Origin of the sequence: Streptomyces sp. NPDC058964 (assembly GCF_042741275.1) — a bacterium.
GTDB lineage: Bacteria > Actinomycetota > Actinomycetes > Streptomycetales > Streptomycetaceae > Streptomyces.
The window spans coordinates 1-11,512 of record NZ_JBHYKH010000239.1; the positions used below are offsets into that span (position 1 = coordinate 1).

11 protein-coding genes and 1 pseudogene are annotated in these 11,512 nt (G+C 72.7%); 8 read left to right on the forward strand and 4 right to left on the reverse strand.

The window, feature by feature from the left end; all coding sequences use genetic code 11:
• Nucleotides 1-6: 6 nt before the first annotated feature.
• Nucleotides 7-240: a hypothetical protein gene (locus ACFW2E_RS26385; RefSeq protein WP_384469553.1), complete on the reverse strand. Its 234-nt coding sequence runs from the start codon at nt 238-240 to the stop codon at nt 7-9.
• 178 nt (nt 241-418) lie between these two features.
• On the opposite strand from ACFW2E_RS26385, the gene ACFW2E_RS26390 reads away from it, so the two are divergent.
• Nucleotides 419-769, forward strand: a complete 351-nt coding sequence (locus ACFW2E_RS26390; RefSeq protein ID WP_384469554.1) for a DUF488 domain-containing protein — start codon at nt 419-421, stop codon at nt 767-769.
• A 2-nt stretch (nt 770-771) separates the two neighbouring features.
• Here ACFW2E_RS26390 and ACFW2E_RS26395 read toward each other — a convergent pair whose 3' ends face one another.
• On the reverse strand, nt 772-2,445 hold the full coding sequence (locus ACFW2E_RS26395) for an FAD-binding dehydrogenase (RefSeq protein ID WP_384469555.1): 1,674 nt from the start codon (nt 2,443-2,445) through the stop codon (nt 772-774).
• Nucleotides 2,446-2,463: 18 nt separating this feature from the next.
• Nucleotides 2,464-3,099 (reverse strand): TetR/AcrR family transcriptional regulator, encoded by a 636-nt coding sequence (locus tag ACFW2E_RS26400; protein WP_384469556.1) that lies wholly within the window; start codon nt 3,097-3,099, stop codon nt 2,464-2,466.
• 129 nt (nt 3,100-3,228) lie between these two features.
• Here ACFW2E_RS26400 and ACFW2E_RS26405 point away from each other — a divergent pair, with 129 nt between their 5' ends.
• Together ACFW2E_RS26405 and ACFW2E_RS26410 are read left to right on the forward strand one after the other, a co-directional pair.
• Nucleotides 3,229-3,858 (forward strand): alpha-ketoglutarate-dependent dioxygenase AlkB, encoded by a 630-nt coding sequence (locus tag ACFW2E_RS26405; RefSeq protein WP_384469557.1) that lies wholly within the window; start codon nt 3,229-3,231, stop codon nt 3,856-3,858.
• Between the two features lie 400 nt (nt 3,859-4,258).
• The gene (locus ACFW2E_RS26410; RefSeq protein WP_384469558.1) at nt 4,259-5,494 is read left to right on the forward strand and encodes a DUF4032 domain-containing protein; all 1,236 of its coding nucleotides are present in this window, start codon (nt 4,259-4,261) and stop codon (nt 5,492-5,494) included.
• 1 nt (nt 5,495) lies between these two features.
• Here the strand turns inward: ACFW2E_RS26410 and ACFW2E_RS26415 are convergent, their stop codons facing one another.
• Nucleotides 5,496-6,368, reverse strand: a complete 873-nt coding sequence (locus ACFW2E_RS26415) for a universal stress protein (protein ID WP_384469559.1) — start codon at nt 6,366-6,368, stop codon at nt 5,496-5,498.
• Between ACFW2E_RS26415 and ACFW2E_RS26420 the strand changes: the two are divergent.
• From ACFW2E_RS26420 to ACFW2E_RS26440, 5 genes and pseudogenes are all read left to right on the forward strand, one after another.
• A pseudogene (locus ACFW2E_RS26420) lies at nt 6,367-6,779 on the forward strand (VOC family protein). The gene ACFW2E_RS26415 and the pseudogene ACFW2E_RS26420 overlap by 2 nt on opposite strands.
• Nucleotides 6,780-6,909: 130 nt before the next feature.
• Complete coding sequence (locus tag ACFW2E_RS26425) at nt 6,910-8,586, forward strand: FAD-dependent oxidoreductase (RefSeq protein WP_384469560.1); 1,677 nt, start codon at nt 6,910-6,912, stop codon at nt 8,584-8,586.
• A complete protein-coding gene (locus ACFW2E_RS26430; protein ID WP_384469561.1) occupies nt 8,583-10,031 on the forward strand; it encodes an ATP-binding protein in 1,449 nt (482 codons plus the stop codon). The genes ACFW2E_RS26425 and ACFW2E_RS26430 overlap by 4 nt, the downstream gene beginning before the upstream one ends.
• A complete protein-coding gene (locus tag ACFW2E_RS26435) occupies nt 10,028-10,378 on the forward strand; it encodes a UBP-type zinc finger domain-containing protein (RefSeq protein ID WP_384469562.1) in 351 nt (116 codons plus the stop codon). Before ACFW2E_RS26430 ends, ACFW2E_RS26435 begins: the two co-directional genes overlap by 4 nt.
• 54 nt (nt 10,379-10,432) lie before the next feature.
• On the forward strand, nt 10,433-11,512 hold a 1,080-nt coding region (locus ACFW2E_RS26440), incomplete at its 3' end, for an ATP-binding protein (RefSeq protein ID WP_384469563.1).

Here is an 11,512-nt window from a genome sequence, read left to right on the forward strand (position 1 = left end):
TGTGAATCAGAGACAGGTGTCGTAACGGAGCGTCAGTCCGTAGTGCCGGACGTTGTAGCCGCCGTTGCCCTCGAGCGGGAAGTAGGGGTCCCCCACGCCGGCGGAGCCGGTCGTCCCGGCGGCGGCCGGACCGGCGGCCGCGAGCAGGGCCGCGACGGCGACGGGGACGGTGGCGAGGACCGCCTCGCGACGGAGGACTGTGGTGCGTCGTCCGGCGGCCGGCCGGCGGGATGGCGTCACGTGCGCTCCTTCGGGGGTGACGAATGATCAAACGCCCCAAAGACTAGGCGGCCATGTCGAGCAAAATCCCCCTCGTTCAGGTCAAGTTACGCCGCGTCGCCGATCAAGAACGGTCGTCCGCCCGTCCCGGCGCAGTACGCTCCGAACGCCCGACCTGCCATCCGACGGAGGCCCGTGCATGACCGTCCGCGTACGCCGGATCTACGAACCGCCCGAGCCGGAGGACGGCGTGCGGGTCCTGGTCGACCGCCTGTGGCCGCGCGGCGTGTCGAAGGATGCGGCCCGGGTGGACGAGTGGCCCAAGGGCCTCACGCCGTCCACCGAACTGCGCCGCTGGTTCCACGCGGGCGAGGGCTCCTACGACGAGTTCCGGCGCCGCTACGAGACGGAGCTCGCCGCGCCGGACGCGGCCGGACTCCTCGACGGCCTCCGGGAGACGGCCGGCCGGGGCACGGTGACCCTGCTGACCGCCTCCAAGACCCCTCAGGAGAGCCACGCCTCGGTACTGGCGGAGCTCCTGACGCACTGACGTCAGGCCGTCTGCTCCGCCGCGGCCCGCCCGGCCGCGCGCCCGGAGAAGAGGCAGCCGCCGAGGAAGGTGCCCTCCAGGGCGTTGTAGCCGTGGACGCCGCCGCCGCCGAAACCGGCGACCTCGCCCGCCGCGTAGAGCCCGCCGATGGGCCGGCCGTCGGCGCCGAGGGCACGGGAGTCCAGGTCGGTCTGGATGCCGCCGAGGGTCTTGCGGGTCAGGATGTGCAGCTTGACCCCGATCAGCGGCCCCGCCTCCGGGTCGAGGATGCGGTGCGGGGCGGCGACCCGGCCGAGGCGGTCGCCGATGTAGCGGCGGGCGTTGCGGATGCCCTGGACCTGGGAGTCCTTGCTGTAGGGGTTGGCCATCTGCAGGTCGCGCGCCTCGATCTGGCGGCGCACCTCGGCCACGTCGAGGAGCGCCTTGCCGGTGAGGCCGTTCATCTTCTCGACGAGCTTGTCGAGAGTGTCTGCGGTCACGAAGTCCGCGCCGTTGCGCAGGAACGCCTTCACCGGTCCCGGCGCGCCCTTGCCGAGCAGCCGGTCGCGCAGGACCGCCTTGCGGTCCTTGGCGGTGATGTCGGGGTTCTGCTCGGAGCCCGACAGCGCGAACTCCTTCTCGATGATCTTCCGGGTGAGGACGAACCAGGAGTGGTCGTGGCCCGCGATGTCCTCGGTGGTGCGCAGGTGCCGGAGCGTGTTGAGGGTGTCGTACCCGGGCAGGCAGGGGTCGGGAAGACGGCGGCCGAGGGCGTCGAGCCACATCGAGGAGGGGCCGGGCAGGATGCGGATGCCGTGGCCGGGCCAGATGGGATCCCAGTTCTGCAGGCCCTCGGTGTAGTGCCACATGCGGTCCCGGTTGACGAGCCGCACGCCCGCCTCCGCGCTGATGTCGAGCATCCGCCCGTCGACGTAGGCGGGTACGCCCGTGACCATCTCGGTGGGAGGCGTACCGAGCCGCTCGGGCCAGTAGCGGCGGACGATGTCGTGGTTGGCGCCGATGCCGCCGGTGGTGACGACCACGGCCTGGGCGGTGAGTTCGAACTCGCCGGTGCGGTCGCGGTTGGAGGCCGCTCCCCGCGGCGAGTCGTCGTCGGCGAGGACCGTGCCCCGCACCCCGCGCGCGGCGCCGTCCTCGATGACCAGCTCGTCCACCCGGTGGCGGTGGTGGAAGGTGAGCAGCCCGTCGCGCGCGGCCTGCCTGGCGTGGTCCGCGAAGGGCTCGACGACACCCGTCCCGGTTCCCCAGGCGATGTGGAAGCGCGGTACGGAGTTGCCGTGCCCGTGCGCGCGCAGGTCGCCGCGCTCGGCCCAGCCGACCGTGGGCAGCAGCGAGATGCCGTGGCTCTCCAGCCAGGACCGTTTCTCCCCCGCCGCGAACTCGACGTAGGCGCGGGCCCAGCGCACCGCCCAGGAGTCCTCGTCCTCGACACGGTCGAACTGGGCGCTGCCCTGCCAGTCGTTCCAGGCGAGGTCGAAGGAGTCCTTGATGCCGAGGCGGCGCTGTTCCGGGGTGTCGACGAGGAAGAGCCCGCCGAAGGACCAGAACGCCTGTCCGCCGAGGTTGGCCGCGTTCTCCTGGTCGACCAGGGCGACGCGCCTGCCCCGGCTGGTGAGTTCGTGCGCCGCGACCAGGCCCGCGAGGCCCGCTCCGACGACGATGACGTCCGCGTCCATGGCGACCGTTTCCCTTCCCTATCCGACTCGTCCGGAAGCGCTGCCGCCATCGGTCAGCAGCGCGGTGAGCAGTTGCTTGAGCCAGGCCCGGGCGGTCTCGACGTCCCGGTCCAGCAGCAGTTGGGTGGTGACCCCGTCGTACGCGGCGACCACGGCGTGAGCCGCTCCGTCGACGTCGCCCAGCACGGCGGGCAGTTCGGTGTGGCCCTTGGCCCGTGAGAGCCGGTCCGCGATGGCGTGCCTGAGGCGGGCCCGGTGGCCCAGGAGCGCTCCGGCGACCTCGGGGTCACGGGCGGCGTGCACCAGGAAGTCGGTCTTCACGAGCAGCCAGTCCACGTCCAGCAGCAGCACCTCGGTGACCCGGTCCACGGAAGCGGGCACGTCCAGGTCGGGGCCGTCACCGGCGAGCGCGTCGGCCACCTGCTCCGCGATGAGGTCGGCCCGTTCCCGGTACAGGGCGAAGAACAGCTCGTCGAGCGTGGCGAAGTTCGAGTAGAAGGCGCCCCGGCTGAACCCGGCGGCCTCGCAGACCTCCTCGATGGACACCCGCCCGAAGCCCTTGGCGGCGAACACGCCGAACGCGGCCTCGAGAAGCCGGGCCCGGGTCCGGACCCGCCGCCTGGTCACGCGCTTGGCCGAGCCCTCCGCCGTCATGTCCGACCTCCGTTCGATACAGGAATGTATCCGATACACAAACGTATCGGAAGGCGTCCGGAGGGCTCGGCGCGACCTCCGTCAAGATCGAATGGGAACACATTTTCGATTACGGAGTAGGCTGCACCCATGGCCACGCACTTCCAGGGGTCCCTGTTCGACCAGACCGACGAGCTGCGGCTCGGCTCCCTCGACGGGACACGCCGGACCGGACTGGGCTCCGGCGCCTGGATCGACGTGCTGCCCGGCTGGCTGAGCGGAGCCGACGCCCTGTTCGAAGAGCTGGCGGCGGACGTTCCGTGGCGGGCGGAGCGCCGGAGGATGTACGACAACGTCGTGGACGTACCGCGGCTGCTCGCGTTCTACGGCGCGGACGACCCGCTGCCGCACCCCGTGCTGACCGAGGCCCGCGACGCGCTCTCCCGTCACTACGCCGGCGAACTGGGCGAGCCCTTCGCCACCGCCGGGCTGTGCTACTACCGCGACGGCCGGGACAGCGTCGCCTGGCACGGCGACCGGATCGGACGGGGCGCCCACGAGGACACCATGGTCGCGATCCTGTCCGTGGGCACGCCCCGCGACCTGCTGCTGCGTCCGGCGCACGGCCACGGCGCCTCGGTCCGGCGGCCGCTCGGACACGGCGACCTGATCGTCATGGGCGGCTCCTGCCAGCGGACCTGGGAACACTGCGTACCGAAGACGACGCGCGCCACGGGCCCCCGGATCAGCGTGCAGTTCCGGCCGCACGGGGTGCGCTGAACCAGGGCCGCCCGCCCCGGCCGAGCAGCCGGCGGACGGAGCACGCCCCGGTCCCGCACACCGTGGCGGGCAGAGGGAGGCACGGCGATGCGGGAACCCGAGGCCGCGGCGAACTCGGCCCCCTGCACGCCCTCGTCGTCCTCGGCCTGGTCTTCTCCCCCGACGACCACCAGGCCGAGAACCGGGGCACCGCCGCCGCCGTCACCGTCCTCGCCGGCTTCGGCGTGGTGGCGTGGCAGGCCCCGATCGTGGCCGACCGCACCACGGTCGTGGCGGGCTCACTGGCCGCGGTCCTCGTGCTGTACGAGTTCGGGGTGCGCCGGAACACGGGTGACGCGGTGCCTGTTCGGCATGCGGCCCCCACCGCCGGAAATCCCGGTCCGGCCTTAAGGTTCGCCCCATGGCATTGCAGATCAGCGCCACCAATCCGGAGCACCCCGCGCTCCTGCTCGAACTCCCCTGGGACGTGCCCCTGGAGGAATGGCCCGCGGAGTACCTCGTGCCACTGCCGCGCGGCATCTCCCGGCACGTCGTGCGCTACGCGCGGGCCGGCGACGAGGTGATCGCCGTCAAGGAACTCGCCCAGCGGCCCGCGCTGCGCGAGTACGAGCTGCTGCGCGACCTGGACCGGCTCGGCATCCCCGCGGTCGACCCGCTGGCCGTGCTCACCGGCCGCACCGACGCGGACGGCGCCCCGCTGGAGTCGGTACTGGTCACCCGGCACCTGGGCGGCTCGCTGCCGTACCGCTCGATGTTCGAGACGACCATGCGCCCGGCGACCATGCACCGCCTGATGGACGCCCTCGCGGTCCTGCTGGTGCGGCTGCACCTGGCCGGGTTCGCGTGGGGCGACTGCTCGCTGTCCAACACGCTCTTCCGGCGGGACGCCGGTGCGTACGCCGCCTACCTCGTCGACGCGGAGACCGGTGACCTGCACCCGCGGCTGAGCCCCGGGCAGCGGGAGTACGACCTCGACCTCGCGCGCGTCAACATCAGCGGCGAGCTGCTGGACCTGGAGGCGTCCGGAGCGCTGCACCCGTCCGTCGACCCCGTCGAGTTCGGCACGGAGATCTGCGCCCGCTACCAGGGCCTGTGGCAGGAGCTGACCCGCACGTCCGTGTACCCGGTGGGCAAGTACCACTACATAGAGCGGCGGATACGGCGGCTCAACGACCTCGGCTTCGACGTCGCCGAGATGCAGATCGAGCGCTCCTCCACCGGCGACACGGTCACCTTCGTACCGAAGGTCGTCGACGCCGGCCACCACCAGCGCCAGCTGCTGCGGCTCACCGGGCTGGACACCGAGGAGAACCAGGCCCGGCGACTGCTGAACGACCTGGAGAGCTGGATGGCCACCCAGGACGACTACGCGCCCGGCGATCCCCTCGCGGCGCGCCCGGAGGTGCTGGCCCACCGGTGGGTGCGGGACGTCTTCCGGCCCACCGTGCGCGCCGTGCCGCTCGACCTGCGCGGCTCCATGGACCCGGCCGAGATCTACCACGAACTGCTCGAGCACCGCTGGTACCTCTCCGAGCGGGCGCAGCACGACATAGGGCTGGACACGGCGGTCCGTGACTACGTCGAGAACCTGCTCCCCAAGGCCCGCGAGACGCTGGTGCCGACCGATCCGGAGTAGGTCAGTCGTGCGGCACCACGGCCACCGGGCAGTCGGCGTGGTGCAGCATCCCGTGCGCCACCGAGCCGATGCGGGCACCGACTGCCGTGCGGTGCGCGCGGCGCCCGACGACCATCAGCTGGGCCCGTCCGGCCACGGACAGCAGCACCTGGCCCGCGCTGCCCATCTCGACGTGCTCGGCCACGGGGACGCCCGGGAAGCGCTCCCGCCACGGCTTCAGGGCCTCGGCCAAGGCCTTCTTCTCGTACGGCTCCAGGCCGCCGACGTCGTCCAGGAGCTTCATCGAACCCGGGCTGTAGGCGAAGACGGGCGGCAGCGTCCAGGCCCGTACGGCCCGGACCGTGGCCCCGCGGGCCGCCGCCGTCTCGAAGGCGAACCGCAGGGCCGCCGCGCTGTCCTGCGGGCCACCCTGCTGGCCCACGACCACCTCCCGCCCGGCGGCCTCCGCAGCGGCCCGGTCCCCCGCCCGCACCAGTACCACGGGCCGCGCCGCCTCGGCGATGACCTGCTGTCCGACCGAGCCGAGCAGGAACCCGACGACGGCACCGTGTCCGCGCGATCCGAGCACCAGCAGCTCCGCCTCGGCCGCGGCACCGACCAGGGTCTCGACGGCGTGCCCCTCGACCACGTCCACGGTCACCGTCAGCTGCGGATGGTGCTCGGTGACGGCGCGCACGGCCTGCGCGGTCCCCTCCGACACCCACCGGTACTGTGTGCGCCGGTCCCCGGCGCCGTCCGCCTCGTGCGGGTGGAAGCGCCAGGCGTGCACCACGCGCAGCGGCAGCTCCCGGCGCACGGCCTCCCGTCCCGCCCAGGCCAGCGCGGCGAGACTCTCCTCCGTACCGTCGACCCCTGCCGTGATCGGGCGTGTCATGCTCGGGCCTCCTCGTGATCGGCGTTCTCCGGGGCCAGTCTTCACTAAGCCGCGGCCATGGCGATGGAGTGGGAACAGGCGGTGGTGCACGCGGCCCGGCCCGGTGGCCCCGGGGCGCTGGTGGGCCGGGGCGCTCGGCCGGGCGGTGGTCGGCGACGTCTCCGACGGGTACGAGATCCGGCCCGCGCCGGACCGGCCGCCGGGGCTGCCGTTGGTGCCGGTTCCCGAGAAGAAGTCCGCCAGGAACCGGCTCCACCTGGACTTCCGCCCGACGGCCGGGAGGCCGAGGTCTGGCGGCTGTTGTCCCCCGGTGCCGGGCGGGCGGACGCCGGGCAGGGCGAGCGGCCGTGGCCCGCGCTCGCGGACCCCGAGGGCAACGAGTTCTGTGTGCCGAGCCCGGCGCGCTCCTGACGGCGGTTCCCGGCCGCGCGTTTCCGCTTTCCGGGGCGATCCGGGGCGATCGAACATACGATGGGCGAGAACCGGTGCGGTGACGACGGCGACACCGTCCCGTGAATCGACCGCTCGGGGTGGGAGACGTATGGCACAGGCCGCCGACACAGCGCGGACCGTCATCATGACCGTGGACGACGACCCGGGAGTCTCCCGTGCCGTCGCCCGGGACCTGCGGCGACGCTACGGCGAGTCGTACCGGATCGTGCGCGCGGAGTCCGGCGACTCCGCCCTGGAGGCGCTGCGTGAGCTGAAGCTGCGCGGCGACCTGGTGGCCGTGATCCTGGCCGACTACCGGATGCCGCAGATGAACGGCATCGAGTTCCTGGAACAGGCCCTGGACGTGTATCCGGGCGCCCGGCGCGTGCTGCTGACCGCGTACGCGGACACGAACGCCGCGATCGACGCGATCAACGTGGTGGACCTGGACCACTACCTGCTCAAGCCGTGGGACCCGCCGGAGGAGAAGCTCTACCCGGTGCTGGACGACCTGATCGAGGCGTGGCGGCACAGCGACTACCGGCCCGTGCCCAGCACCAAGGTCGTCGGGCACCGCTGGTCGGCGCGGTCCTCGGACGTGCGGGAGTTCCTGGCCCGCAACCAGGTGCCGTACCGCTGGTACTCGGTCGAGGAGCCGGAGGGACAGCGGCTGCTGGCCGCCGCCGGAGCGGACGGACAGCGGCTGCCGCTGGTGATCACACCCGACGGCGCGCCGCTGGTGGAGCCCGAGCCGCCCGAGCTCGCCGCGCGGGTGGGCCTGGCGACCACACCGACGGCCGACTTCTACGACCTGGTGGTCATCGGAGGCGGGCCGGCCGGGCTCGGCGCGGCCGTGTACGGGGCCTCGGAGGGGCTGCGGACCGTTCTGGTGGAGCGGTCGGCGACGGGCGGCCAGGCCGGCCAGAGCTCCCGGATCGAGAACTACCTCGGCTTCCCCGACGGCGTCTCGGGCGGCCAGCTCACCGAACGGGCCCGCCGGCAGGCCGCCAAGTTCGGCGCCGAGATCCTCACCGCGCGCGAGGTGACGGCGCTGGAGGTCAACGGGGCGGCCCGCATGGTGCGGTTCGCGGACGGGTCGGCCGTCGCGGCGCACAGCGTGATCCTGGCGACGGGTGTGCAGTACCGGCAGCTGGACGCGCAGGGCTGCACCGATCTGACCGGCTGCGGGGTGTTCTACGGCTCGGCGCTGACGGAGGCCTCGGCCTGCCAGGGGCACGACGTGTACATCGTGGGCGGCGCCAACTCGGCGGGCCAGGCGGCGATGTACCTGTCCAGGTTCGCCAAGTCGGTGACGCTGCTGGTGCGCGGCCCGGACCTGGCGGCGTCCATGTCCTACTACCTGATCCAGCAGATCAACGAGGCGCCGAACATCTCGGTCCGCTGCCGCACGGTCGTCGACGCGGCGCACGGCTCCGGCCACCTGGAGCAGCTGACGCTGCGTCACGCGGTGACCGGGGAGACCGAACGGGTCGACGCGCAGTGGATGTTCGTCTTCATCGGCGCGGCGCCGCTGACGGACTGGCTCGGCGACACGGTGCTGCGCGACGAGCGCGGGTTCATCCTCGCCGGACCCGATCTGACCGCGGACGGGCGCCCGCCGGAGAGCTGGGAACTGGACCGCCCGCCGTACCACCTGGAGACCAGCATTCCCGGCGTGTTCGTGGCGGGCGACGCCCGCGCGGAGTCCGCCAAGCGTGTCGCGTCCGCCGTCGGAGAGGGAGCCATGGCCGTGATGCTCGTCCACCGGTATCTGGAGCAGTCATGAGCGGGCAGTTGATGCCGTGCAACCCGCAGGAGATCGGCTCGCTGTTCCTCTTCGAGAAGCTCGCACCGGAGCAGCTCGGGCGGCTGTGCAGCGCGGGGCGGGTGGAGCTGTTCCAGCCGGGCCCGGTCTACACCGAGGGTGAGCCGGCGACCTGCTTCTACGTGATGATCGAGGGCACGGTCGTGCTCTCCCGCCGGGTCGGCAACGACGACGTCGAGGTCACCCGGACCTCGCAGAGCGGGGTGTACGCGGGCGCCATGCAGGCTTACCTCGGGGACCGGGTGCGGCAGGTCTACAACAACTCGATGCGGGTGACGGAGCCTACGCGGTTCTTCGTGCTGCCCGGGGACACCTTCGCGGACATCATGAGCGAGTGGTTCCCGATGGCCGTGCACCTGCTGGAGGGCCTGTTCTTCGGCGCCAAGAGCACTCAGGCCGCCATCGGGCAGCGGGAGCGGCTGCTGGCGCTGGGCTCGCTGTCGGCCGGGCTCACCCACGAGCTGAACAACCCGGCGGCGGCAGCCGTCCGGGCCACCGCCACGCTCAGGGAGCGGGTCGCGAAGATGCGGCACAAGCTCGCCGTGATCGCCGAAGGACCTTTCTCCCGGGACGCGTTGGCGGGCCTGATCGAGATCCAGGACCGCACCGCGGAACGTGTCGCCAAGGCCCCGGCGCTCAGCCCGCTGGAGGCGTCGGACCGGGAGGACGCGCTCACCGACTGGCTGGAGGACCACGGCATCGACCACGGCTGGCGGCTCGCCCCGACCTTCGTGCAGGCCGGACTCGACATCGACTGGCTGGAGCAGGTCGCCGCGGCCGTGGACGAGGAGATCCTGCCCGGCGCCGTCGGATGGCTCAACTACACCATCGAGACCGAGCTGTTGATGAACGAGATCGAGGACTCCACCACCCGCATCTCGCACCTCGTCGACGCGGCCAAGCAGTACTCGCAGCTGGACCGGGCCCCCTACCGGGTCGCGGACGTGCACGAACTCCTCGACAGCACGCTGCTGATGCTGTCGGGCAAGATCGGACCGCGCATCGAAGTCGTCAAGGAGTACGACCGCACGCTCCCGCAGATCCCGGCGTACCCGGCCGAGCTCAACCAGGTATGGACCAACCTCATCGACAACGCGGTCAGCGCCATGGGCGACAACGGCGGCGAGGGCACGCTGACCGTGCGGACGGCACTCGGCCACGAGCGGGTCCTGGTGGAGTTCCGGGACACCGGGCCGGGCATCCCCCCGGAGATCAAGAGCCGGATCTTCGACCCGTTCTTCACCACGAAACCCGTGGGCCAGGGCACCGGACTGGGCCTGGACATCTCCTGGCGGATCGTCGTCAACAAGCACCACGGCACCATCCAGGTCGAGTCGGTGCCCGGGGACACCCGTTTCCAGGTCCTGCTGCCCCTGACCGCCGAAACACCCGAGGAGGCAGTATGAGCAGCGACGCCGCCATCGACCCCAGCGTCCCGCCGAGCGGCACCGGGTGCGTAGAGTGCGAAGCGGCGGGCGGCTGGTGGTTCCATCTGCGGCGCTGCGCGCAGTGCGGGCACGTGGGCTGCTGCGACGACTCCCCCGCGAAGCACGCCACGGCACACTACCGGGCCACCGGACACCCCGTGATCCGCAGCTACGAGCCGGGCGAGGACTGGTTCTGGAACTTCGCCACCGACGAGCTGTACGAGTCGGGTCCCGAGCTCGCTCCCCCGATCTGCCATCCGGTGGACCAGCCCGCACCGGGGCCGGCCGGGCGGGTGCCGGCGAACTGGGCCGAGACGCTGCGCTGACCGGCCGGTCCGGGCCACGGGGGCGCTGTCGGTGCCGCGTGCCAGGATGTCCCCGTGCAGCAGACCGCCTTCATCACACCACCCCTGATCGGCCGCGACGCGGAACTCGCACGGCTGTCGGGGGTGCTGGAGCGTGCCCGGCGGGGTGAGGCGCGGGCCGTGCTGGTCGCCGGTGACGCCGGGGTCGGCAAGACACGGCTGCTGGACGAGGTCGCCGGGCGGGCGGCACACGCCGGCACGACCGTGGCCGCCGGGCACTGCGTCGACCTCGGTGACGTCGGGCTGCCGTATCTGCCCTTCACCGAGATCCTGGGCGTGCTCGCCGCCGACGAGCGGTTCACCCCGGTGCTGGCCGCGCATCCCGTGGTGGAACGGCTGCTGGGCGGCGGTCCGCAGACCGTGCGGGACCCGGACGGGCGGCTGCGGCTCTTCGAGGGCATGGCGGGACTGCTGGCCGACCTCGCCGACGCGGCCCCGCTGCTCCTCGTCCTGGAGGACCTGCACTGGGCCGACCAGTCCTCCCGGGACCTGCTCCGCTTCCTGCTCAGCCGGGGCATGCCGCAGCGGTCGGCGGGCGGAGCGCCCGCGCACCGGCTCACGGTGTTCGCCTCGTACCGCGCGGACGACCTGCACCGCCGCCATCCGCTGCGCCCCCTGCTGGCCGAGCTGGTACGGCTGCCCGCCGTCGAACGCCTGGAACTGCGGCCGCTGGCCGATCCCGACGTGGCCCGGCTCGTCCGGGCGCTGCGCGACCGCCCGCTGCCCGACGCCACCGTGCGCGGCATCGTGGAGCGCGCCGAGGGCAACGCGTTCTACGCGGAGGAGCTGGTCGCGGCCACCGACGCGGACGGCGTGCCCAGCGGGCTGGCCGACCTGCTCCTCATCCGCGTCGAACAACTCTCCGAGACGGCCCAGCAGGTGCTGCGGACCGCCGCTGTCGCCGGGCGGCGCGTCGGACACGACCTGCTGCGGGACGCCGTCGGGCTGCCGGACGACGAGCTGGAATCGGCGCTTGGGCGGGGGCGGCGGGCGGCTGTGGGGCGGCCCCGCCGACGGGGCACCGTACCGGTTCCGCCCCGCCCCCGGCCGCCAGGGGGTATAGCGGGGCCGCGTCGCGGGGTTAGCCTCGCGCGG

Bases quoted from the DNA above. Each gene is read 5' to 3' on its own strand.
- ACFW2E_RS26390 (WP_384469554.1), top strand. From the start codon at position 419: ATGACCGTCCGCGTACGCCGGATCTACGAACCGCCCGAGCCGGAGGAC.
- ACFW2E_RS26395 (WP_384469555.1), bottom strand. From the start codon at position 2,445: ATGGACGCGGACGTCATCGTCGTCGGAGCGGGCCTCGCGGGCCTGGTC.
- ACFW2E_RS26400 (WP_384469556.1), bottom strand. From the start codon at position 3,099: ATGACGGCGGAGGGCTCGGCCAAGCGCGTGACCAGGCGGCGGGTCCGG.
- ACFW2E_RS26405 (WP_384469557.1), top strand. From the start codon at position 3,229: ATGGCCACGCACTTCCAGGGGTCCCTGTTCGACCAGACCGACGAGCTG.
- ACFW2E_RS26410 (WP_384469558.1), top strand. From the start codon at position 4,259: ATGGCATTGCAGATCAGCGCCACCAATCCGGAGCACCCCGCGCTCCTG.
- ACFW2E_RS26415 (WP_384469559.1), bottom strand. From the start codon at position 6,368: ATGACACGCCCGATCACGGCAGGGGTCGACGGTACGGAGGAGAGTCTC.
- ACFW2E_RS26425 (WP_384469560.1), top strand. From the start codon at position 6,910: ATGGCACAGGCCGCCGACACAGCGCGGACCGTCATCATGACCGTGGAC.
- ACFW2E_RS26430 (WP_384469561.1), top strand. From the start codon at position 8,583: ATGAGCGGGCAGTTGATGCCGTGCAACCCGCAGGAGATCGGCTCGCTG.
- ACFW2E_RS26435 (WP_384469562.1), top strand. From the start codon at position 10,028: ATGAGCAGCGACGCCGCCATCGACCCCAGCGTCCCGCCGAGCGGCACC.